Origin of the sequence: Microbacterium sp. 1262, assembly GCF_040544895.1 — a bacterium.
GTDB classification, from domain to species: domain Bacteria; phylum Actinomycetota; class Actinomycetes; order Actinomycetales; family Microbacteriaceae; genus Microbacterium; species Microbacterium plantarum.
In genome coordinates this window covers 2,361,768-2,384,800 of the sequence record NZ_JBEPKU010000001.1, presented here as the reverse complement: position 1 = coordinate 2,384,800, position 23,033 = coordinate 2,361,768, and the positions used below count along the sequence as shown (strand labels likewise).

Sequence of the window (23,033 nt, the reverse complement as noted above, 5' to 3'; positions counted from 1 at the left end):
AAGAGATCCATGACCACCTGGTCGATCGCGCCCTCGGGGCGCTGGCTGCTGCACGGCGGCGAACCGACGTTCCTCCTGGCCGACACCGTCTGGGCGGCCTTCGGCGGGCCCACCGAGAACGAATGGCTCGACCATCTCGAACTCCGCCGGCGTCAGGGCTTCAACGCCCTGCTGATCAGCGTCCTGCCCATCGAGCACGACCGATCGACGGGCACCCGGTCGCCGTACGCGCTGCGCGACGGTGCCGTCGATTTCGGCGCCGGTGATCCGGACTACTGGACCGAGGCCGAGCGGCTGCTCGAGCAGGCTCGCGAGCGCGGCTTCACGCCGATGCTCGTGCTCCTGTGGAACAACTTCGTCCCGGGTACGTGGGGCTCCCGCCTCACGCCCGAGCACGTGCTCAGCGCGGACCAGACCGAGACCTACGTGCGCGAAACGGTCGCGAGGTTCCGCCGCTTCGATCCGATCTGGATCGTGTCGGGCGACGACGACCTCGACGACGACGTCGCGCTGGAGCGGTACAGCTCGGTGGCGGCGCTGCTGCGCGAGGTCGCACCCGGCCAGCTGGTCACGTGGCACGACACTCCGACCGCGAGGATGCCGCAGCCGCTGGCCGACAGCGAACTCGTCGACTTCCATGCGCTGCAGTCGGGACACAACGAGGCCTGGGACACGCTGCCTGCCGACCTGACCCACTACTACCGCGCGCTCGATGTCGCTCGACCGATCATCAACCTCGAGCCCTGCTACGAGGGACTCGGGCGTTTCCGCGGCGCCGCGCGGCACTCGGCCGCCGACGTCCGTCGCGCCAGCTGGACCGGCGTCGTCTCGGGTGCGGCCGCAGGCCTGGGGTACGGCGCGCACGGCGTCTGGTCGTGGCATCGTCGCGGCGAGGGATTCTCAGCCGAAGACGTGCACGGGGCGCCCTTCCCCTTCTCGGTCGCCGCGGCGTTCCCCGGCGCCGACGATGTCGCCTACCTCCGCCGGGTCGTCGACGCGGAACGGCTGTGGGGACTCGACGCGGCTCCCGATCTGCTCGTCGCGGAGCCCTCCGGGGCCGTCGCCGGGCGCGCTCCCGACGGCACGATCGCCGTTTACGCGCCCACCCCCTTCGCGCTCACCCTCGTTCTCGGCAACGTCGAGGCTGCCGGCCTGGAGGTCACCGTCCACGACCTGGCGGCGCGGCGACCCGATGCCGCGCGGTGGACCGCGGTGGACGGCGGCATCCGGCTCGAGCAGCCCGAGTTCACCGGCGACGCACTGTTCGTGCTGCGCCCCGCTCACAGCGGCGGCGAACGATGAGCGCCCGGATCGTGACCTTCGGCGAGGCGCTCGCCACCGCGACCGTCGACGAGGTGGGGATCCTCACCCGCGCGACCGTCGCGGGTGCCGAACTCAACACGGCGGTCGGGCTCGCGCGGCTCGGGCACGATGTCGCGTGGGCCTCGCGTCTCGGTGACGACGCTTTCGCCGGGCTCGTGCGCGAGACACTGCGGGCCGAGCGCATCGACGATCGTCTCGTCGTCGCGGCGCCGGGGGAGCAGACGGGGCTGATCGTCAAGCAGCGCCTCGACGACGGCGACATCCGCTCCGAGCACTATCGCGCCACGAGTGCCGCGAGCCGGCTGCGCTCGGACGATCTTCCGGCGGCTGCGCTCGACGGAGCCGACTGGCTGCACGCGACGTGCATCACGCCGGCCCTCGGCGCGGGCCCGAAGGGGCTGTTCGAGAACGTCCTGCACGAGGCGTCCATGCGCGGCATCCCCATCTCGCTCGATGCCAACCACCGGCCCCAGCTGATGTCGGAGGACGCGCTTCGAGCGGTCGTCGACGACTGGCTCGACGTCGTCGACACGTTCTTCTGCAACGAGGACGAGGCACGCATCCTCACCGGCACCACCTCGACGGAAGCCGCCGTCGACGATCTCGCCCGCCGGGGCCCCCGCGTCGTCGTGGTCAAGCTCGGCGGTCGCGGCGCGCTGGCCGGAGACGCCGACGGCCGGCGTTTCACCCCCGCCTCCGCCGTCGCCGAGCCGACGCACCCCGTGGGAGCCGGCGACGCCTTCGCCGCCGCGTGGATCTCGTGCACGCTGCGCGGCGACACCGTCGATGTCGCGTTGCCCATCGCCGCGTGGTGCGCGGCCCGGGTCGTGGCCGATCCCGGCGATCACGACGGCTTTCCGCGGCGTGCCGAGCTCGACGCCTTCGAAGCGGCCCGGGGCGAGCTCGCGGAGGCGGGACGATGACCGCGGACGTGCGCGCCGCGCTCCGCGCCGCCGCCGTCGTCGCCGTGCTGCGGGCGCCGTCGGAGGCGGAACTGCGTCGGCAGATCGACTTCGCCGTCGACGCCGAGCTGCCGGTGCTCGAGATCACGACGACCACCCCGGGGTGGGACCGCGTGCTGGCGGAGATCGCCGGTGACACCGCGTTCGATCGCATGCTGCTCGGTGCGGGAACCGTCACGACGGTGGCCCAGGCTGAGGCGGCGCGGGATGCCGGGGCACGCTTCCTGGTGTCGCCGACGATCGTCGAGGATGCCGTACGCGCGGCGGCCGGAGAAGCAGCATTCATCGCGGGCGGATTCACCCCGACGGAGCTCCGCGCCGCTGCCGCAACGAGCGGCATGGCGAAGCTCTTCCCCGCCGCGAGCGGCGGTCTCGGGCACCTGCGCGCGGTTCGAGACGTGCTGCCCGACGTCGCGATCATGCCGACCGGCGGCATCGGCGTCGACGACGCCGCCGACTGGATCGCCGCGGGCGCGATCGCCGTCGGGATCGGCGGCGGGCTCTTCCGCGAGCCCGTCGACCGCGTGCGCAGGCTCGTCGGGTCGCTCCGGCGGACGTCGTGACCCGGTTCCGGATCGGGTCGGACGACCTCGTCGCGGTCGTCGAGGCAGACGGGGCTCGCATCTCGTCGCTGCGCCACCTGCCCACCGAGCGTGAGCTGCTCGCGTCGACGCCGTGGGCCGACGACCCCGTCGACGCCTTCGTCATGGCCGACTCGAGCGCGCAGTGGCATCGCGCCTACCGCGGCGGGTGGCATCTGCTGCTGCCGCGGGCGGGCGACAGCCCGGCAACGGCGTCTCCGCCCCAGCCGTTTCACGGCGAAGCGGCCTGGCGCACGTGGCGCCTGACCGGCAGCCGCAACGCCTGCCGCGCGTCGGTCGTCCTTCGCACCGTCCCGCTCGCGATCGACCGGTGGATGTCGGTGCGCGCGAACATGCTCGTGATCGAGACCGCGGTACGGAACGTGGGCAGCGAGCCGGTGAGCTACGGATGGGCCGAGCACCCGGCGTTCGCCGGCGAACTGTTCGGTCCGGCCTCTACCGTGCGCACGGGCGACCGCGTCGTGCCGCTCGACCCGGCACCCGCGGCATCCTTCACCGACCTCGCCGCGCCCGCGGGCGACGTGATGATCACCGCGCCCGAGGCCGGCGTCGAGGTCGCGCTGACCTGGGACGCGGGCCTGATGCCGCGACTCTACGTGTGGCAGGAACAGCGGGGGAGCACCGGCTTCCCGTGGTGGGGTGCGATGGATGCCGTCGGGCTCGAGCCGGCCGCCGACCCGTACGGCACACCTCTCGACGCGCTCGGCTCGCTGAAGCTCGAGCCCGGGGAGAGCCGGGAGTCCGTCGTCTCGCTACGTGTCGACCGATCGGGCGATGTGGCGCCGGGGGCGACGTCATAGACTCGAAGCGAGATGGCGAGAAAAGCGATTTCCCTCCGTGACGTTGCGGCTGTCGCCGGCGTCTCGGTGTCGACCGTGTCGAAGGTGCTGCGCGGACAGGGCAAGGCGTCGGATGCCACGCGCGAGCGCATCTTCGAGGCTGCCGAGCGGCTCGACTTCCAGCCCAACGCGCTGGGCCAGTTCCTCGTCCAGGGGCGCAGCGCCACCGTGGGCGTGCTCACCATGAACGCCCCGGGCGCCTTCACGATGCCCGTTCTCACCGGTGCCACGACGACCCTCGGCACGCGTGACCTGTCGGTCCTCGTGACCGACTCGCACCTCGACCGCACGGTGCTGGCGGCCACGGTCCGCAAGCTCCGTGCCCGCAGCATCGACGGGCTGCTCGTCGTCGGCGACGGCTCCGGGTCGGAGATCCGCTCCGTCACCGCGGGGTTCCCCGCGCCGGTGGTCTACGTCTACGGCATCTCCGACGACGCCGCCGACGCATCGTTCGTCCACGACGGCTACGCCGCCGGGAAGCGCGCCGGCGAGCATCTCATCGCCTCCGGTCGTCGGCGCATAGCGCACATCACGGCCTCTGCCGACGACCACTCGGCGCGCGAGCGCGCGGACGGCCTCGCCGCGGCCCTCGCGGCCGCCGGCGCCGACCTCGCGCCGGAGCTCGTGCTGCGCGGCGATTGGTCACGGGGCTGGGGTCGCGAGGCCGCCGAGCGGCTGATCGCGTCGGGCGAGAGGTTCGACGCCGTCTGCTGCGGCAACGACACGATCGCCCGCGCGGTGATCGCTGCGCTCGCCGAGGCCGGTGTCCGCGTGCCGGAGGATGTCGCCATCACCGGGATGGACAACATCTCGGGCCTCACGGGCCAGGACGATGAGAGCCTGACCACGATCGACTTCCGCCTCGCCGACCTGGGCGCCCGGGCGGCCGCTCACCTGGCCGACGTCATCGACGGACAGCCGTACGAGCCGGGCCTGCACCGGATCGCCGGCGACCTCGTGGCGGGGGAGTCGACGGCACCGGCGACCGGCTGACCGCCTGCGGCTCGGGTGCGCTTCGCGCATCGGTCCGTGTCTGGACGCTTCTGACCCCGGGGGCATGGAGCGTCTGAGATCAATGCAGGCGTTCCACATCTGAGATCAGGTTCCTTGCGGTTGTCGACTCGAAACGCGGACACCATTGCGTCGCGCATCAGTCCTGTATCTGTTGCCGTCAAGTGTGCGCATTTGCGCGCTCGATCAGCGCGATCACGGAATCGATCTTCCTTTTCAGGTCAAAGGGTAGCTCTGACGTCCATCGCTGAGTCACGGCGCGCGCGATGGCCGTCTTGCTCGGCTTGCCGACGCCGACGCGATCCGGTGACAGCGGATTCTGCCAGCGATCCTGAGGGGGCAAGGAACGTGACGCTGTGGTGGGGTGAGCGGCTTTGATCGCCTCGGTGAGAACTGGCTCGGGTACATAGTTCTCAATGGTGTATCCGGCCGTCACCCATGACACGCCGGTGGACGAGTCGTCGTCTAACGCTGCGATGACCCGTCTTTTACTCGCATTTAGAGCCTTCCGAGCTGAAGTCTTGTCTGAGTCCATAAGTACGCACATGTGTCGATTTAGCGCACGCAATGAAATGAACTCGTCAACCTCGTCTTGATCGAGGGGAGACAGTTCGCTCAGCAGAGACCCGCCGTAGAACATGATCGAGTAGTGCGTTCCCTCGATATAGGCGCCGGGCTTGATCATCTCGATCCAGTGCTTGAGATAGGTGCGGTCCGACGGGCCCTCGACCCATAAGATCGCATTTGTTTGCACGAGGTCAGATGGACGGTACCCCAAATCGGCGCATACGGCAGCGCGGGCGCGTGCCGAGCCGGCGTGACGCACGGTCGACGAGCCATTCTTGCGACTGACGTGAAAGATCGACCCAAGAGCGGAGTCCAGCATGTGCGCGGAATGTGTCGCGATGAAGTACTGGTTCGATGTGCTTTTGGCAAGATAACGAAGCAGCTTACGCTGCAAGATCGGGTGGAGATGTACTTCAGGTTCTTCTATGCAAACGACCAAATTTTCGATGATGGTCGCGGCCGCTGCGAGGATGACAACCTCGTGGACACCCGTGCCGACATACTCGATGGGCAGGGTTCTTCCGCCTTGACTGACGTGTATAGTCGATAAATCGTAAGGAACGTCAATTGTGACCGACTGGTCATCCATCACGGCGCGAACAAAATCTTGAATTCGTTGGAACACAAGCTTGTCACCGAGTCGGTTTGAACTCGGTGCCTGCAACTCGAGCAGTCGCCTCTTTATGCTCCTCCCATTGAGGTCTGGATCTAGTTCGTTCGCGGCGGAAATCTCGCGTACGCCTTCGATGCGGTGCGCTGAAGGCCAGGCCGGCTGATTCCTCGATATGGCTTGAATGACTCGAAACGCGTCCTGACCGACTCCGCCGCCAGTAGTGCCGGTTAGGGCGCCAGATAGCTCGGAGGCAAGCGCATCTCTTCCGATGGCGCCGGCCCATTTTTGGTATAGGGCTACGCTGGCATCATCGTTCTTAGGTGCCAGCCAGACCGCGTCGGAGTTGGCGGGCGTGTGCACTCGGAGGGTGTCGAGGAACTCTCGAATCTTCGTGTCAAAAGATCGCACGCCCCTGCCTGGATTCATCCAGCCTGCCACTACGTCCGGGTCGTAAGCTATCAGGCGCAGCGGGGTGTGCTCGGCATCTCCGAGGGGTCGGTCCCAAACTTCGGGCCTCGCGTTCCCGTTGAGCGTATCTGACACCACGCGGAGCACGTTCGACTTCCCGGCGTTGTTCTGCCCGGCGATCAGGTTGATCTTCGAGAGCGGGAAGAGCGAGCTGACAGGGACGGAGGCGAAGCTTCGGTAGCCTGAGAAAGCGATGCCCTTGATGGAGTCCATGCGGACATGTTGCCGGATCAAGCAGGATTCGGGGGAACGCTACGCGAAACGGTGCTCGGTTCCGAGTTCTTCGCCGTGCCTGCTTCAGCTATCAGGTCCGGGTAGAGGTGCCGCGTGCGAGTGTCTGGCGACCTCAACTCTGGAGTCCATTCCTCAGTGGTTTTTTCGCAACTGCGGGGGATTTCTGCGGCAGGCGGCCGCGCGTAGCCGCTGACCGACGATGGCCGATGGCTGACTTTCACGGTTCCCCCTGGGCGCGGACGATCTCCGCTCCTGGTTCGGCGCCACATCGGTAGGTTGTTGCACCTGACCGGCTGACCGGCTGGGGGTCCTCAGGCCTGGCGCGAGCCGAGCACCTTCACGATCACGGAACGTCGGCGCAGCTCGGCGATCGTCCGGGTCTCCTCGTCGGCGTCGCGGCCGAGCGCGTGCACGTCCGAGACCACGACGACATCGCCCGCCGTCAGATGGCCGAACAGTCGCGACAGGCGCTCCTGCCAGCTCTCCCCGGTCTCGGGGGCGGGATGCCGGAAGCCCTCGATCGGAACGCCGAACTGGGCCAGGGCGTCGCGCTGCGCCACGATGCTCGGCATGTCGTCGCGCGAGACGACCAGACCGACGAGGCGAGCGCCGGCAGGGCGGGCTGCCCACCACTCCGGGCTCGGCTGCAGGGCCGCGAAGCTGTCGGGCAGCTCGTCGACGGGGGAGTCGGGCAGCGCGATCGTACGCGTCTCGGCGTAGTCCGCCGCCGGGCGCGTGGTCCGGTCGTCGTCGGTCGGGGTGCTCACCCTCTCATTGTCGCCGACGCGAGAACGGTTTTCACCACGAGTTCGCGTCAGAGGTCGTTCTGGCGCATCTCGAGGCTCACCTGCTGCGAGTCGAGCCGGCGTTGCGACTCGCGCAGCACCTCGGACGAGAACGCGCCCTCGCTCGACAGCTCGAGCAGTCGCGCGCGCATCGCACCGATGAGCAGCAGCTGCAGCTCGCGGGCGAGGGCGCCGGCGTCCTCGTCTGCCGCGTGCTCCAGCCGGCGGCGCGCGATCGTCAGCGTCCGGGCGTCCCACTTGCCGCCTTCTTCGACGGCGAGTGTCGGGTCGGCCAGCCGGTCGATCGCCGCGGTGCGCAGCTCGGCGTCGAGCGCTTCCTCCTCCTCGCGCAGCAGCGAGCTGTCGGCGGTGCTGCTCGGGATACGAAGCGCCCGCACCAGAGCCGGCAGCGTGAGGCCTTGGAGGAGCAAGCTGATGACGGCGACCAGGAACGCGGTGAGGATGAGGAGCTCGCGCTCCGGGGTCTCACGGGGAAGGGTCTGCGCCGCGGCGAGGGTGACGACCCCGCGCATCCCGGCCCACACGATGATCGTGCCGTGCTTCCAGCCCAGCGGAGACGCCTCGTAGTAGTCGAGGTCGTTGAACGCCCGGGTCACCCGGGTGCGCATGCTCTCCAGACGTCGGCGCGTGGCCCCGGGATTGCGGCCGCGCCCGGCGAAATCAGGCGGCAGGCTGTCGAGGCGCTCCGAGATCTGCTCGAGGCGGTCGCGCTGGCGCAGGCGTGCACGACGCCCCTGGAAGAAGATGAGCCCCGCGACGTAGACGGCGCGGATGGCGAGCAGGATCGCGAGCGAGCCGAGGGCGAGCAGGATCGCCTTTCCGGGGCCGCTCTGCTGCCGGAAGTTGTCGTCGAGGATGCCGCGCAGCTCGAGCCCCATCACGAGGAAAACCCCGCCCTCGAGGACGAGCTCGACCGTGCGCCAGTTGATCTCGTCGGAGACTCGCTGCTCGGCGGTGAAGCGTCGTGCGGCACCTTGACCCGTGGTGATGCCCGCCGCGACGGCGGCGACGAGCCCCGAGCCGCCGAGGTGCTCGGTCGGCAGGTACGCCACGAACGGGACGATGAATCCGAGGGCGGTGGCGGCGACCGTGTTCATGCGCGCCCGGACGCGCAGGTTCAGTCCGCCGACGACGACCCCCACGATCACGGCGGCGACGATTCCCCAGACGAAGGTTCCGACCGTGTCGGCGAATGCGAACCCGCCGGCGACCGCCGCGATCGCGCTGCGCAGCAGAACGAGGGCGGTGGCGTCGTTGATGAGGCTCTCACCCTCGAGGATCGTCACGACCCGCGGGGATATGCCGAGCCGCTTGACGATCGAGGTCGCGACGGCGTCGCTCGGGCTCAGCACCGCCCCGAGCGCCACCGCCAGCGGAAACCCGAGCTGGGGCAGAACGAGGGTGAGGAAGCCGCCGATCGCGAGCGCGCTGATGACGACGAGCGCGACGGCGAGCCCCGAGATCGACGGCAGATCGCGCCGGAACTCGACCGCGGGCAGACGCACCGCCGCCGCATAGAGCAGGGGAGGCAGCACGCCGACGAGGATCAGCTCGGGGTCGACCTCGAAGTCGTCGAGGATCGGCAGCCACGACGCGGCCAGTCCGACCGCGACGAGGATCAGCGGCCCCGCGACACCGAGACGTTTCGACAGCGAGGTCGAGACGGTGATCGCGACGACACCGAGGATGAGTCCGGGCAGCAGTTCCACGCGTCCGGGTGCCTGTCAGAGGATGCCGAGGGCCCGGACGGCGTCGCGCTCGTCGATGAGCTCGGCGACCGATGCGTCGAGCCGGGTTCGGCCGCGTTCGTCGAGTTCGAGCCCGGTTACGACGCGATAACCCGAGCCGTCGCTCGTGACGGGGAAGGAGCACACCAGACCCTCGGGCACGCCGTACTCGCCGCGCGAGACGACGGCGGCCGAGGTGCGCCGGCCGTGGGTGCCGAGCACGTCGTCGCGCACGTGCCGCAGTGCCGCGTTGGCGGCCGATGCGGCAGATGACGCCCCGCGCACCGCGATGATCTCGGCGCCGCGCTTCGCGACGCGAGGCACGAACTCGTCGTCGAGCCAGGCCCGTGCGGCATCCGTTTCGCCCAGCCGGTCGGCGAGGGCGTCGGCCACGGGGCGCCCGGCGACGGTCGCGGAGGCGATGTCGGGGAACTGCGTCGCGGAGTGGTTGCCCCAGATCACCACGCCCTCGATGTCGTTGACGGGCACCTCGAGCCGCGCGGCGAGCTGAGCGACGGCGCGCTCGTGATCGAGGCGGGTCATGGCGCTGAAGCGCTCGGGCGGCACGCCTTCGGCCGCCGACGCCGCGATCAGCGCGTTCGTGTTGGCGGGATTGCCCACGACCAGCACGCGGACGTCGGATGCCGCGGATGCCGCGATGGCCGCGCCCTGCGGGCCGAAGATGCCCGCGTTGGCGGCGAGCAGGTCGCCGCGCTCCATGCCGGCCGATCGGGGCCGGGCACCCACGAGCATCGCGATGTTGGCACCCGCGAACCCCGTGCGCGCGTCATCCGTGACCTCGACCGAGCGCAGCAGCGGGAACGCGCAGTCCTGCAGCTCGAGCGCCGTTCCCTCCGCGGCTCGGACCCCGTCGGGGATCTCGAGGAGGCGGAGATTCACGGGCCGGTCGAGGCCGAGCATCTCGCCGGAGGCGATGCGGAACAGCAGGGCGTAGCCGATCTGGCCGGCCGCGCCGGTGACGGTGACGGTGGTGGCGTCCATGTGCCGAGCCTATTCCTGCCGTCGCGGCCGCACGGGGTGCCGGACCGGAGAATCGACCTCGCGGTCAGCCCTTCTGCTTCGCCTGGTGCCGGGCCACACGGTTGCGGTTGCCGCACCCGGCGGCGGTGCACCAGATCCGATTGCGTCGAGGTGAGCGGTCGAGGTAGACCCACCCGCAGGCGTCGTCGGCGCACTGCCGTGCGGTGGTGAGATCGGATGTCAGCAGGTCGTGGGCGCTCATGGCCACCGCCGCGCGCGGTCCGGAGAGATCAGCGGGCGGCACCCACACCCACGCTGAGGCGGGCTCGTCGAAGCTCAGCGACGAGCGGGCGAGGGCGTCGACGTGCTCGCGGGCGATGAGATCGGCTGCTGCCGAGGAATGCTGGAACACCGCTTCGTAGACCGCCTCGCGCAGCGCGACGACCGCGCGGTGCTCCCGGGCCGCCACGTCCGATTCGGCCCCGGACGGTGCGCTCTTCGCGGCGCCCGTCGCGGCGCGGACATTCATCTGGTGGCACCACGACACGACGTCGTCGAAGTCGCGGAGGGTGTCGATCGCGCGTTGCGGGTCGAGCCGCCAGTGCACCGTGTCGACCAGATCGAGAGCGGGGTGCCCCGCGACCCGGGGGAACGCCGCTGCGTCGGACTGCGCCACGAATGAATGCTAACGCTCGTCGTCCGCTTGTGCCATTAGTTCAGGGCTGAGAGTGTGTAACGCATGAAAGCCAGAGCACCCATTAGACACTCCGCGGACGGTCTCGGCGCGGACTTCCGCCGTCTCTGGGTCGCGCAGGGGGCCTCCTCTGTCGGAGCGCAGGTCGGCGACCTCGCTCTCCCGCTGCTCGCCGTCGTGGTGCTCGGGGCGAGCGCCGGCGAGGTGGGGCTGCTGGGCGCGGCGAAATGGATGCCGTTCCTGCTCCTCGCGCTGCCGCTCGGCGTGCTCGTCGATCGGTCCCGTCGCCGCCGCATCCTGATCGTCGCGGACCTCGCCCGAGCTTTCCTGACGGTCGTGATCGTCGGCCTCGCCGTCGCCGGGGTGCTGACGTTGCCCGCTCTCGTCGGGCTTGTCCTGCTCTTGGGCGCCTTCACCGTGGCGTTCGACGTGAGCTACCAGTCCTATCTGCCCACCGTCGCGGGCCGGTCTCACCTCGAGCGCGCGAACGGTCGCCTGCAGGCGACGGCCGCCGTAGCTCAGATCGGCGGCCCCGGGATGGCGGGGCTGCTCGTCCAGACGCTGACCGCCGCCTGGGCCCTCATCGCTCCCGCGGCCACGTACCTCGTCTCGGCACTCGCCCTGACGAGCATCTCCACCCGGGAACACCGCCCCGTCCCCAGCGGCCGCGGTGCGCTGTCGGAGTTGCGCGAGGGCTTGCGTTTCGTGCGGCGAGATCGCTTCCTGATCGCCCTCGTCGCATTCGCCGCCATCTACAACCTGTTCGCCCAGGCGATCACGGTGCTGTTCACGGTGCACGCCGTCCGCGAGCTCGGGCTGGATGCGGGGCAGCTCGGGTTGATCTTCGGGCTCGGTGCCGTCGGTGCCGTGGCGGCCGCGGCGAGTGCCCCGGCAGCGGTGCGCCGCTTCGGGGCGGGGTCGGTCTTGATCGCATGCGCAGTCGCGGAGAGCATCGCGCTGTCGATGCTGCCGCTCGTGCCCGCATCCTGGTCGCCCACGGTGCTGGTGGCGGTGCTGGCCGCGGCGTTCGCGCTGAACGGAGCCGGCACGTCGCTGTCGAGTGTCGTCGCCGTGACGTTGCGTCAGCTGCGGACGCCGGACGAGGTCCTCGGGCGCGTGAACGCGACGATGCGCTGGGTCTCGTACGGGGTGGTCGCGATCGGCGCGGCGATCGGCGGCGGGCTTGGTGAGCTGGTGGGCACCCGGGCCGGGATGGCCATCGCGGGTGCGGGCGTCATGCTGACGGTCGTCTGGGTCGTGCTGTCGCCGCTGCGCTCGATCCGCGATCCCCGCGAGCTGGTCGACGCGAGCGGCGTTTCGGGCGGAGGGCCCGAGGCGGCGCATCCCGGCTCGTCTCCGTGCGGCGACGCGATGGGCGACGCGCCGCAGGTACGGTAAAGCGCATGAACGAACGCGACCGCGGAGCCGCACGGTGAGCGTGTCGGCCGCCCTGGCCGGCATCCTGTATCCCGAGATCGAGCCCTACGAGACGGGCTTCCTGCTCGCCGGCGACGGCCAGCGCGTCTATTGGGAGCAGTCGGGCAATCCCGAGGGCAAGCCGGTCGTGTTCCTGCACGGCGGCCCCGGCGGCGGAACCTCGCCCTGGCACCGCCGCTTCTTCGACCCCGAGGCCTACCGGATCATCCTGTTCGACCAGCGCGGCTGCGGGAAGTCGACGCCGCACGCGAGCGATCCGGCCGCCGACCTCCGCTACAACACCACGTGGCACCTCGTCGCCGACATCGAACTGCTGCGGCGCAACCTCGGCATCGACCGGTGGCAGGTCTTCGGCGGCTCGTGGGGCTCGACGCTCGCACTCGCCTACGCGCAGTCGCACCCGGATGTCGTCTCGGAGCTGGTGCTGCGCGGGATCTTCACGCTGCGGCGCCATGAGCTCGAGTGGTTCTACGAGGGCGGGGCAGCAGCGCTGTTCCCCGACCTGTGGGAGGACTACCTCGCCCCGGTTCCGGTCATCGAGCGGAGCCGACTGATCGAGGCGTACCACCGGCTGCTGACCGACCCCGATCCGGCGGTGCACGTTCCCGCCGCCCAGGCCTGGACGCGCTGGGAGGCCTCGACCGTGACCCTGCGTCCCGACCCGGAGCTGGTGGCCGGGATGACGAAGGCGGAGTCGGCGACCGCGTTCGCGCGGATCGAGAACCACTATTTCCTCAACGGCGGATGGCTGCGTGAAGGGCAGCTGATCGAGGATGCCGCGTCGGGCCGCCTGCGCGGCATCCCGGGTGTCATCGTTCAGGGCCGCTACGACGCGTGCACGCCCCCGATGACCGCATGGGACCTGCACCGGGCCTGGCCCGAGGCCGAGTTCGTCATGGTCGACGACGCCGGCCACTCGGCCGGTGAGCCCGGCATCGCCGCCGCCCTCGTCGCCGCGACCGACCGCTTCGCCCGCTGACGCGCGCCGCGCCGCGCGCGCCGGTGCCGCGCCGGCGCCGAGAACGCACCGTCGCCGCGAGAACGCACCGCGGATGGTGCGTTATCGCGGGGAGAGTGCGGTCTCGGCGGGCCGAGCCGCGGGCCAGTGCACCGACACGTCGAGGCGACGGCGGGTCGGGCCGGACCCAGGGGCGACGAGCATCGGGAGGAGCGCGGCCATCGCTTCGCGGCCCAGCTCGTCACCGTCGACGTCGATCGCGGGCACGTCGTCGGCTCCGATCGCCTCGGCCACCAGGCGTTCCGCACTGACGACGATCTCTCCGGGCGAGGCGACGCCGCGAGCGCGGAGGGCGAAGACGAGACCGAGCCCGATGGATGTCGCGTAAGGCACAGCCGCCGTCGCGCCCGAGTCGATGACCGCGTCGGCGGTCGCGACACCCGCCGCGAACGTCGCCGGAAAGGGACCGAGCGCGGTCAGCTCGACGCGCTCGCCGACGGCGGCCTCGATCGCGGCCGAGCGCTGCCGGTCCTGCCATGATCCCTCCGGACCTCCGAGGTACACGATTCCGCGGTGGCCCGCGTCGGCCAGGCGCGTCGCGAGCTCGGCGAACGCGCTCGCGGTGTCGGCCACGATCGAGGTCATGCCGTCGATCTCACGGTCGACGAGGACCGTCGGCCCGAAGGCGCCGGCGGCACGGACGATGTCGTCGGGGCCACGCGGTGCGACGAGAATGCAGCCGTCGACCTGCCGGGCGAGGCGCTCGAGCTCGTCGAGCCCGTCGACGTCGTCGAGCCGGTGCACGGCGACCGTGAGCTGCAGGTCGGACTCGCGGGCGCGCTCCTGAGCCCCCGCGATGATCGGCGTGAAGAAGGCGTTGTCGAGCGTCGGCACGACGAGGGCGACGATGCCGCTGCGCCCGCGAGCGAGGTGGCTGGCGGCGCGGTTCGGGATGAAGCCGAGCGTCTCGGCCGCGGCGCGCACGCGCGCGACCGTCTCGGGGGCGACGAGGTCGGGGCGGCTGAGCGCCCGGGATGCCGTCGACTTCGACACACCCGCATGCGCGGCGACATCGGCGAGTGTCGTCACCGCGCCCCCTTCGTCCCGCCGCCGCATGGCGCGACGGTCCGCTCATCCTACTGAGCGGGAGCAACCGGTTGCGCCGCCGATGAACGCCGGTTTTACACGGTGTTAACACGAATGGTCGCGCGCCTCCCCGAGTGGGCTCTACGGTAGGAGCAACCGGTTGCGCAACCGGTTGCACCCGCACCCCCTCGCACGAACGGAGTTCGCTCGTGGTTTCACGCCGCACCGGACTGCTGGCCCTTCCCGGGCTCGCGCTCCTGCTGGCGGGGTTCCTCATCCCGTCGATCGCGATGCTGTTCGCCCCTCCCGGTGTCAGCCTGGTCGACATCCTCGAACGCCTCGGCCGGATGCTGACCGACCCGTTCGATCTCGCGATCATCGGGCGCACGGTCGGGCTGGGCCTCATCGTCACCGTGATCTGCATCGTGCTGGGGTTCCCGATCGCCTACCTGCTCGCCCGCTCGAGCTCGCGCTGGTCGGGTGTGCTGCTCGCCCTCGCGATCTTCCCGCTGCTGCTGAGCAATGTCGTGCGCACCTTCGGCTGGCTCGTGCTGCTGGGGTCGAACGGCGCGATCGGTCAGCTGCTCACGGGGCTGGGACTCGTCGACCGCGCGCCGCAGCTGCTCTACACCGAGCTCGCGATCGTGCTGGGTCTGACGCAGCTCTTCCTGCCGCTGGCGATCATCTCCTGCTACTCCGCCGTCGCTCAGGTCGACCCCGGACTGGACGACGCCGCGCGCGGTCTCGGCGCGAGCCGCACCCGTACCTTCTGGGGCATCGTCGTGCCGCTCTCGGCGCCGGGCATGGTCGTCGCGTCGACCCTCGTCTTCGCGGGGAGCGTCACCGCCTACACGACCCCCTACCTGCTCGGCGGATCGAGCCAGCGGATGCTGTCGACGCAGCTCTACTCGTACTCGAGCGTGACGATCGACTGGGCGGCGGCCAGTGCGACGGCCATCATCATGACGGTCCTCGTGTTCGCCGTGTCGGGCCTGTCCGCCGTCGTCGGACGACGGGGGGCCACCGCGTGAAGACGAGTCGTCCCGTCGCGGCATCCCTCGCCGTCGCCGGCTACATCATCATGATCGTGCCGATCCTCTTCGTGGTCGCCACGGCGTTCACGGGCGGACGCACCCTGCGCTTCCCGCCCGAGGGCTTCTCGCTGCAGTGGTTCGAGGCAGCGCTGAACTACGACCCGTTCATCAGCGCGCTGCTGTCGAGCCTCCAGCTCGCCCTCATCGCGACGGTGCTCGCGCTGCTCATCGGGGTTCCGGTGACGCTGGCGATCCACCGCGGCCGGCTCCCCGGCAAGGGGCTCGTCGAGGGGCTGTTCCTCTCGCCGCTCATCGTCCCCGAGCTCGTCGTCGGCCTCGCGCTCTACCAGCAGCTGATGATCGGCCTGCGCCTCGACAACTTCCCGGTGCTGCTCATCGGCCACACCGTGCTGATGCTGCCCTACGCGGTGCGGGTCACCGGGGCGTCGCTCGCACTCGCCGATCCCGGCATCGAAGAGGCGGCGCGCGGCCTCGGCGCCTCGCCGCTGCGCGCCTTCTTCTCGGTCACGCTGCCCCTGCTGCGCCCCGGCATCTTCTCGGCCGGGCTGCTGAGCTTCGTCACCTCGTTCAACAACGTGCCGCTGTCGCTGCTGCTGCAGAGCCGTGACTTCCGCACGCTCCCCGTCACCATGCTCGACTACGTCCAGCAGAGCTACGACCCGATGGTCGCGGCCACGAGCACCATCATCCTCGCGGGCACCGTCGTCATCGCCGTCATCGCCGAGCGCACGGTCGGCTTCGCCCGCATCTTCGGAGGGATCAACCGATGACCACCGCAGCAGAGTTCGTCGGGGTGACCCAGCGCTTCGGCGACTTCACCGCCGTCGACGACATCGACCTCGCCATCCCGTCGGGGCAGCTCACCACGCTGCTCGGGCCGAGCGGATGCGGCAAGACCACCTCGCTGCGGATGCTCGCGGGTTACACGCAGCCCACCTCGGGCCGCATCATGATCGCGGGCGAGGACGCCACCCGCACCCCGCCCGAGCGGCGCGGGCTCGGCATGGTGTTCCAGTCGTACGCCCTGTTCCCGCACATGAGCGTGGCCGAGAACGTCGGATACGGCCTGAAGCTGCGCAAGGTCCCGGCAGCGGAGCGCCGCCGCCGCGTCGAGGAGGCGCTCGATCTCGTCGGTCTCGGACACCTCGCGGCGAGCCGGCCCAAAAAGCTCTCGGGCGGGCAGCAGCAGCGCGTGGCTCTCGCGCGCGCCATCGCCATCCGCCCGACCCTGCTCCTGCTCGACGAGCCGCTGTCGAACCTCGACGCGCGCCTGCGCGTGCAGATGCGCGCCGAGATCCGCCGCATCCAGTCCGAGACCGGCCTGACCGTCGTGCTCGTCACGCACGATCAGGACGAGGCGCTCGAGATGTCGGACCGCATGGTTCTCATGCGCGACGGCCGCATCATGCAGGAGGGTGCTCCCTCTGAGGTCTTCACCGATCCGGCCAATCGTTTCGTCGCGGAGTTCCTCGGCTACGAGAACTTCCTCGCCGCCGCTGACGGTTCGTTCACGACCGTGCGCCCCGAGCATCTCGCTCTCGGACTCCCCGCCGACGGCACCGGGCTCGCGCTCGACGGAGTCGTGCTCGACGTCGCCTACCGCGGGGTCGACCGTCTCGTGACGGTCGAGACTGCGGACGCCACCGGCGCGGCCGTGCGTCTCATCGCCGACGTTCGCGACGAGGCCGTCGCTGCACGCCCGGGCGACCGGGTCACCGTCACCGCTCCCGCGGCCCGGCTCATCCGCCTCGCCGCCTGAACGCATCCGCCGTCCCGCCCGACCCGCACCAGCACCAGCACCCGCGCCCCTGCGGCCCGCCCGCAGAGCCCCGAGAGGAACTCGCATGATCCGCACCCGCACCAGCCGCGTCCTCGCGGCATCCGCCGCCGTCGTCGCCACGGCCCTTGTCGTCACCGGCTGCTCCGGCGGCTCGGGAGACTCCGGCGACGGTGGCTCGAGCGACTCCATCGTCGTCAGCGCGTTCCCGTTCGGGGTCGAGCAGTTCCAGGAGGCGATCGTCGACCCCTTCACCGAGAAGACGGGCATCACGGTCGAGATCGAGACCGGCTCGAACGCCGACCGTCTGTCGCAGCTGCAGCTCGCGGGTGGCGACGCCGGCATCGACGTCATGCTGATCTCCGACACCTTCGCGGCATCCGGGCAGGAGCAGGACCTGTTCCAGGACTTCGACGAGTCCGACGTCCCCAACCTCGCGAAGATCGCCGACTTCGCCGTCGAGGAGGGCTACGACGGCCCGGCCTACAGCTACCAGCTCAACGGCACGCTGTACAACACCGACGAGCTGGATGCCGCGCAGGCCGCCGACTGGTCGCTCTACGCCGACTCCGCCTACAGCGGTCGTCTCGCCTTCCCCGACATCGCCGTGACGGCCGGGCAGCTCGCCGTCTCGGGCGTCGCCTCGACCTTCGGCGACGGCCCGTACGACATCGATACCGCATACACGACGATCGGCGGATGGGCGCCGAACATCCTGCAGTTCTACTCGTCGTCGACGGAGGTCACCAACCTCCTCACCCAGGGCGAGATCGTCGCGGCCGATGCCCTCAGCGGCTTCGCCACGACGCTCGTCGCCTCGGGTGAGCCCGTCGCGTGGACCGCTCCGGCCGAGGGCCGCTACATGGCCACCAACCGGGCCATGATCCCCAGCGGTGCGAAGAACCTCGAGGGTGCGTACGCGTTCATCGACTACCTGCTGTCCGTCGAGGCCCAGACCGCGTCGGCCGAGATCGTCGGCGACCTCCCCGTCGCCCTCGACGCGACGATCCCCGCCGAGATCACCGCTGTCGTCGGCGACATCGCCGCCGACCCGATCGCGGCGGGCTACGCCACGCTCGACCCGGCCGAGGTCGTCCCGAACCGCGCGCAGTGGGTCGAGCGGTTCGCGCGCGAGGTCGCCTCGCGCTGATCCAGACCGCCCGGCCGCCGAGCACCCCCCATCCTCGGTGGCCGGGCCTCTTCTCGCGGTTCCCCGACCGCATCGCTCCACGAGTACGAACGGCACCATGACTTCCGCAGCATCCCTCCCCGTCGATTACCTCCAGCGCCTGCCGAAGGCCGACCTGCACTGCCACCTCATCGGCACCGTGCGCGCGTCGACGTTCGCCGAGCTGGCCCGCCGGGAGTCGCTCGAGCTGCCCGCCGACCCCGAGCGCATCTTCGCCGACATCAACTCGCTGCCGCCCGACCCCGCGCTGTACCGCAACACGCGCATCCCGGTCCCGCAGCAGCGCGGCGCCGACGAGCCCGAGGTGTCGTACTCGCTCTTCCAGGTGTCGAACTGGGTGGTCGAGGTGCTCCGGGATGCCGACGACCTGACCCGCATCGTCTACGAGGCGTTCGAGGACGCGCACCGCCGCAGCGGCACCCGCCACCTCGAGCTGTTCTTCGACGCGCTGCCGCCGCACCTCGAGTCGCTCGGATATCTCGGCGCGGTCGAGGCGTACGCCGAGGGCATCCGCATGGCGGAGCGCGATTTCGGGATGACGGGTCTGATGATCCAGGGCATCGACCGCAGCCGCAGCGGCGAGGAGGCCCTCGCGGTCGTCCGCCGCGTCGTCGACAACCCGCACCCGTACGTCGCGGGCATCGGCCTCGACAACCTCGAGACGGCCGGTCCGCCCGAGCGCTTCGTCGACGCGTACCGCCTGGCGGGCGAGGCCGGCCTCGGCCGTACGGCGCACTCGTCCGAGCACGCGCCGACTGCGGTCAACACCATCACCTGCCTCGACCTGCTCGGCTGCGACCGCATCGACCACGGCTACTACGTGCTCGAGGACGACGCCGTCGTCGAGCGGATGCGCGAGGACCAGGTCGCGTTCACCGTCGCCTCGACCACGTCACGCCGCTCGTGGCGGCCCTGGCGTCGCGCGTCGATCGCCGCGATGCTCGAGGCCGGGCTCAACGTCATCCCGTGCTCGGACGACCCGGGCATGTTCCCCACGACGCTCGCCGCCGAGTACGGCATCGTCGCGGACCAGATCGGCGCCACGCACGAGCAGGTCCGCCGCATGGCGATCTCGTCGTTCGAGGCATCCTGGCTGCCCACCGAGCAGCGCGCGCGTCGCGTCGCCGAGGTCACCGCCGAGGTCGACGCGCTCGACGCCGAGTTCGCGCTCTCCGTCTGAGCCCCGGCCCCCGGCCGGGCGCCGGGTTGCGCCGGGTTGCGCCGAGAACGCACCGTCGCCGCGAGAACGCACGGTTGAGGGTGCGTTCTCGCGGCGAGCGTGCGTTCTCGGCGGGCGGGGCAGCGCCGGATGCCGGGGTGAGTCGGATGCTGCGGGTCAGCGACCGCCGCGGCGGCCGGCGCTGTTCTGGCGCACGACCGAACCGACCATGAGCTTGCCGCCGGCGGCACCGCCGTTCGACGAAGCGCGACGGCCGGTGCGGCGCGGGTTGCCCGCGGGAGCGGCGTCGCGCGTCTCGCGGGGCGCGCGGTCGGCGGACTGGCCGCCGCGCGAGGACTGCTGTCCGCCCCGGCTCTGCTGCTGGTCGCGCTGACCGCCCGAACGTGCGCCCTGGCCGTCGCGACCACCGGCAGCGCCCTGGCCCTGACCCTGGGTGCGTCCGCCGCGACCGCGGCCACCGCCGGAGCGACCGCCGCCGTTCGACGAACCGCCCTCGCGAGCGTCACGTGCGGCGCGCTTGCGCTGCGCGTTGGCGCCCTGGCTCGTGCCGCGGGGTGCGACCTCGACCGGCGCTGGAGTCACGTAGGGCGCGACCTTTCCGACGAGGGCGACGACCTCGGGCGACTCGGCCGTGACCGTGATCGGGGTGACCGCGATGGCGGCCTTGCGGAGCAGGTCCTTGACGTCGCGCTCCTGGCCTGGCATCACGAGGGTGACGACGGCGCCCTCGGCGCCCGCGCGGGCGGTGCGACCCGAACGGTGCAGGTACGCCTTGTGCTCCATGGGCGGGTCGACGTGCACGACCAGCTCGACGTCGTCGACGTGGACACCGCGCGCGGCGACATCCGTCGCGACGAGCACCTTCGCGGCGCCCGACGAGAACGCGGCGAGGTTGCGGTCGCGCTGCGGCTGGGAGAGGTTGCCGTGCAGGTCGACCGAGGGGATGCCCTGCGAAGTCAGCTGCTTGGCGAGCTTCTTCGCGGCGTGCTTGGTGCGGGTGAACAGGATGCGGCGGCCCATGCCCGAGGCGAGCGCCTTGACGACATCCTTCTTCTCCTCCGCGCCCGCGAGGTGGAACACGTGGTGCGTCATCGCCGCGACGGGGGAGTGGGCCTCGTCGACCGAGTGGAGGACCTCGTTCTGCAGGAAGCGCTTGACGAGCTTGTCCACGCCGTTGTCGAGGGTCGCGCTGAACAGCATCCGCTGTCCGTCGCGCGGCGTCTTGTCGAGGATGCGCGTGACGGCGGGGAGGAAGCCGAGGTCGGCCATATGGTCGGCCTCGTCGATGACCGTGATCTCGACCGAGTCGAGCGTCAGGTGGCGCTGCTGCAGCAGGTCTTCGAGGCGGCCCGGGCAGGCGACGACGATGTCGACGCCGGCGTTGAGCGCCTGCACCTGACGGTTCTGGTTGACGCCGCCGAAGATGGTGGTCGTCTTCATGCCGTAGGCCGCCGCGAGCGGCTCGAGGGTCGCGTTGATCTGCGTCGCGAGCTCGCGGGTCGGGGCGAGGACGAGGCCCAGGATGCGGGCAGCGCGGCGGCTGCCGCCGGCGAGCTCGCCGCCGAGGCGCGCCGCCATCGGGATCGAGAAGGCGAGAGTCTTGCCCGAGCCGGTCTTGCCGCGGCCGAGCACGTCGCGTCCGGCGAGCGTGTCGGGCAGGGTGTCGACCTGGATCGGGAAGGCGGTGGTCTTGCCGTCCTTCGCGAGCGCTTCGACGAGGGGAGCGGGCACGCCGAGCGTGCGGAAAGTGGTGTCAGTCATGAGGGAGTGTGTCTCCGGGCGCACGTCGGCGCCCTGATCGGTGGCCCGGATGCGGGTGCGCATGCGGGGTCGCCGTACGAAAGAGTCCGCGGGATGCCGGTCGTGACCCGGTGGGCGGAAGGCGTTCTACGACGCGTGCGGCGCGAGCGCGCCACAAGAACCCCCAGCCTACCAGTGCCCGCCTGTATGACGGTCCGGTCCCTGGCCGGGGCCTGCGCGTCGCGATGCAAGGGATTCGGCCCGACACCCCGGCCGGACGGCATCCGTCACGGGGTGTCGGACCGGATGTCTTGCATCCGCGCACGCGCACAGCGTACGGAACGCGCGCAGGTCAGATGAGCGAGAGCTCGCGCAGCTTGGCTGCCACGTCGTCGTTGCTCGGCTCGACGTGGTGGGTCGCGTCGGGGTAGACCACCACGGGGATCTGGGTGCGGCCCGAGATCTCGCGCGCGACGTCGGCCGCGGCGGGCTCCGCCTCGAGGTCGATGTAGGTGTAGTCGACGCCGAGCTCCTCGAGCTGAGCCTTCGTGCGGCGGCAGTCGCGGCACCAGTCGGCGCCGAACATCGTGATCGTGTCGGTGGAAGCGGTCATGCTTCCAGGGTACGTCCGCTCAGTACTCGGCGGCCCGGGCGCGCTCGGGGGCGGCCTCGAGCACCGGGGCGACGCGCTGCTTCTTGGGTGCGTAGACGACGAGCGCGTGGAACACGAAGCGCACGACGAACGCGGCGATGAGGGTCAGTCCCGCGGCGATGACGCTCGGGATGTGTGCGTTCTCGACGAGCACCCACAGCACCGGGATCCGGATGATCGCCTCGGCGTTGTTGAAGGTGAACGATTTCACGAACCGCTGCGTCATGCTGCCCGATTCCGAGCGCATATCGCTGAAGACGAGGTATTCCAGCAACAGGAAGTTGCCGATGATCGTGATCTCGCTCGCGATGATGGATGCCGGCAGATAGTCCATGCCGAGCCGGATGAGGCCCCACATGATCACCAGGTTCGCGATGGCGCCGACGCCGCCGACGAGCGCGAACGCCGACATCCGCCCGAAGCGGAGCATCAGCAGCTGCGTGAGGAACCGGATGCCCTGCGTGAAGGTCGCCTTCGACGATCCGGCGTAGCGGGGCGCGAAGGCGAACGGCACCTCGGCGACGCGCATGTGCCGGCGAGCGAGGATCTCGAGCAGGATCTTGAAGCCGCGCGGACGCAGAGCGTCGATGTCGATCGTGTCGCGGTCAACCAGGAAGAACCCGGTCATCGGGTCGCTGCACTCACCGAGCTTGCGGGGGAACATCGCCTTGGTCAGCAGTGTCGACGCGCGCGAGACGGTCGTTCGCGTGGCGTCGGCGAGGCCCTTCGAGTCGCCGCCGGCGATGTAGCGCGAGGCGACGACGACATCGACGTCGCCGCGGTCGGCTCGCGCCAGCAGCCGCGGGATGTCCTCAGGAGGATGCTGCAGGTCGCCGTCCATCACGAGACACCACGACGAGTTCGCGGCCCGGATGCCGTCGACCACGGCCCCGCCGAGTCCCGCCACCGGCTCGTCGCGGTGGATCAGTCGCACCGGGAAGTCGGCCGTCTTCGCCGCCCGCTCGATGATGGCGGGGGTGTCGTCGGTGGAGTCGTCGACGAAGACGACCTCGATCATCCGGTCGTCGACCGCGTCACCGATCCGCCGCAGCAGCTCCACGACGTTCGGGCCTTCGTTGAAGGTCGGGACGACGATCGTCAGATCCATGAATCGCTCGCAAGTGGAAACGGA

General features: G+C 70.5%; 21 protein-coding genes. 12 read left to right on the top strand and 9 right to left on the bottom strand.

The features are described from left to right. Positions 1–9 precede the first annotated feature (9 nt). From ABIC53_RS11380 to ABIC53_RS11360, 5 genes are read left to right on the top strand one after another with little or no spacing between them, the layout of a single operon-like run. Positions 10–1,302, top strand: a complete 1,293-nt coding sequence (locus tag ABIC53_RS11380; RefSeq protein ID WP_354451527.1) for an apiosidase-like domain-containing protein — start codon at positions 10–12, stop codon at positions 1,300–1,302. Beyond that, entirely contained in the window at positions 1,299–2,246 is a 948-nt protein-coding gene (locus ABIC53_RS11375) for a sugar kinase (protein ID WP_354451525.1), read from the top strand. Before ABIC53_RS11380 ends, ABIC53_RS11375 begins: the two co-directional genes overlap by 4 nt. Then, positions 2,243–2,848 carry a bifunctional 4-hydroxy-2-oxoglutarate aldolase/2-dehydro-3-deoxy-phosphogluconate aldolase gene (locus tag ABIC53_RS11370; protein WP_354451523.1) on the top strand — a complete coding sequence of 202 codons (606 nt, stop codon included), beginning with the start codon at positions 2,243–2,245 and terminating at the stop codon, positions 2,846–2,848. The genes ABIC53_RS11375 and ABIC53_RS11370 overlap by 4 nt, the downstream gene beginning before the upstream one ends. Next, positions 2,845–3,687 (top strand): aldose epimerase family protein, encoded by an 843-nt coding sequence (locus ABIC53_RS11365; RefSeq protein ID WP_354451521.1) that lies wholly within the window; start codon positions 2,845–2,847, stop codon positions 3,685–3,687. Before ABIC53_RS11370 ends, ABIC53_RS11365 begins: the two co-directional genes overlap by 4 nt. A gap of 12 nt (positions 3,688–3,699) precedes the next feature. Then, a complete protein-coding gene (locus ABIC53_RS11360; protein WP_354451519.1) occupies positions 3,700–4,719 on the top strand; it encodes a LacI family DNA-binding transcriptional regulator in 1,020 nt (339 codons plus the stop codon). 178 nt (positions 4,720–4,897) lie between these two features. On the opposite strand, the gene ABIC53_RS11355 is transcribed toward ABIC53_RS11360, so the two are convergent. The 5 genes from ABIC53_RS11355 to ABIC53_RS11335 form a co-directional block, all read right to left on the bottom strand. Further along, complete coding sequence (locus tag ABIC53_RS11355) at positions 4,898–6,598, bottom strand: ATP-dependent nuclease (protein ID WP_354451517.1); 1,701 nt, start codon at positions 6,596–6,598, stop codon at positions 4,898–4,900. Between the two features lie 332 nt (positions 6,599–6,930). Next, entirely contained in the window at positions 6,931–7,386 is a 456-nt protein-coding gene (locus ABIC53_RS11350) for a recombinase family protein (protein ID WP_023952973.1), read from the bottom strand. Between the two features lie 47 nt (positions 7,387–7,433). Continuing rightward, positions 7,434–9,134 carry a cation:proton antiporter gene (locus ABIC53_RS11345; protein WP_354451515.1) on the bottom strand — a complete coding sequence of 567 codons (1,701 nt, stop codon included), beginning with the start codon at positions 9,132–9,134 and terminating at the stop codon, positions 7,434–7,436. A 15-nt stretch (positions 9,135–9,149) separates the two neighbouring features. Continuing rightward, positions 9,150–10,154 carry a malate dehydrogenase gene (locus tag ABIC53_RS11340; RefSeq protein WP_354451513.1) on the bottom strand — a complete coding sequence of 335 codons (1,005 nt, stop codon included), beginning with the start codon at positions 10,152–10,154 and terminating at the stop codon, positions 9,150–9,152. A 64-nt stretch (positions 10,155–10,218) separates the two neighbouring features. Continuing rightward, positions 10,219–10,809: a CGNR zinc finger domain-containing protein gene (locus ABIC53_RS11335; protein ID WP_354451511.1), complete on the bottom strand. Its 591-nt coding sequence runs from the start codon at positions 10,807–10,809 to the stop codon at positions 10,219–10,221. A 63-nt stretch (positions 10,810–10,872) separates the two neighbouring features. Here ABIC53_RS11335 and ABIC53_RS11330 point away from each other — a divergent pair, with 63 nt between their 5' ends. Both ABIC53_RS11330 and pip read left to right on the top strand, forming a co-directional pair. After that, entirely contained in the window at positions 10,873–12,225 is a 1,353-nt protein-coding gene (locus tag ABIC53_RS11330) for an MFS transporter (RefSeq protein WP_354451510.1), read from the top strand. Between the two features lie 40 nt (positions 12,226–12,265). After that, positions 12,266–13,243: a prolyl aminopeptidase gene (gene pip / locus ABIC53_RS11325; RefSeq protein ID WP_181574197.1), complete on the top strand. Its 978-nt coding sequence runs from the start codon at positions 12,266–12,268 to the stop codon at positions 13,241–13,243. Positions 13,244–13,324: 81 nt separating this feature from the next. On the opposite strand, the gene ABIC53_RS11320 is transcribed toward pip, so the two are convergent. Further along, positions 13,325–14,311, bottom strand: a complete 987-nt coding sequence (locus tag ABIC53_RS11320; RefSeq protein WP_323987070.1) for a LacI family DNA-binding transcriptional regulator — start codon at positions 14,309–14,311, stop codon at positions 13,325–13,327. Between the two features lie 206 nt (positions 14,312–14,517). Between ABIC53_RS11320 and ABIC53_RS11315 the strand changes: the two genes are divergently transcribed. The 5 genes from ABIC53_RS11315 (at position 14,518) to ABIC53_RS11295 (ending at position 19,509) form a co-directional block, all read left to right on the top strand. After that, on the top strand, positions 14,518–15,339 hold the full coding sequence (locus ABIC53_RS11315) for an ABC transporter permease (protein WP_274178182.1): 822 nt from the start codon (positions 14,518–14,520) through the stop codon (positions 15,337–15,339). Continuing rightward, positions 15,336–16,133, top strand: coding sequence for an ABC transporter permease (locus tag ABIC53_RS11310; protein WP_023952964.1), 798 nt, complete (start codon positions 15,336–15,338; stop codon positions 16,131–16,133). Before ABIC53_RS11315 ends, ABIC53_RS11310 begins: the two co-directional genes overlap by 4 nt. Then, the gene (locus ABIC53_RS11305; protein ID WP_354451507.1) at positions 16,130–17,122 is read left to right on the top strand and encodes an ABC transporter ATP-binding protein; all 993 of its coding nucleotides are present in this window, start codon (positions 16,130–16,132) and stop codon (positions 17,120–17,122) included. Before ABIC53_RS11310 ends, ABIC53_RS11305 begins: the two co-directional genes overlap by 4 nt. Positions 17,123–17,207: 85 nt before the next feature. Next, entirely contained in the window at positions 17,208–18,290 is a 1,083-nt protein-coding gene (locus tag ABIC53_RS11300; protein ID WP_282501904.1) for an extracellular solute-binding protein, read from the top strand. A 97-nt stretch (positions 18,291–18,387) separates the two neighbouring features. Beyond that, a complete protein-coding gene (locus ABIC53_RS11295; protein WP_354451505.1) occupies positions 18,388–19,509 on the top strand; it encodes an adenosine deaminase family protein in 1,122 nt (373 codons plus the stop codon). A gap of 156 nt (positions 19,510–19,665) precedes the next feature. On the opposite strand, the gene ABIC53_RS11290 is transcribed toward ABIC53_RS11295, so the two are convergent. The 3 genes from ABIC53_RS11290 to ABIC53_RS11280 all read right to left on the bottom strand — a co-directional run bounded on the left by ABIC53_RS11290 (position 19,666) and on the right by ABIC53_RS11280 (position 23,009). Further along, on the bottom strand, positions 19,666–21,270 hold the full coding sequence (locus ABIC53_RS11290) for a DEAD/DEAH box helicase (protein ID WP_323987073.1): 1,605 nt from the start codon (positions 21,268–21,270) through the stop codon (positions 19,666–19,668). Between the two features lie 331 nt (positions 21,271–21,601). Continuing rightward, entirely contained in the window at positions 21,602–21,862 is a 261-nt protein-coding gene (locus ABIC53_RS11285) for a glutaredoxin family protein (protein ID WP_282501907.1), read from the bottom strand. A 19-nt stretch (positions 21,863–21,881) separates the two neighbouring features. Beyond that, complete coding sequence (locus tag ABIC53_RS11280) at positions 21,882–23,009, bottom strand: glycosyltransferase (protein ID WP_112615951.1); 1,128 nt, start codon at positions 23,007–23,009, stop codon at positions 21,882–21,884. Positions 23,010–23,033 lie beyond the last annotated feature (24 nt).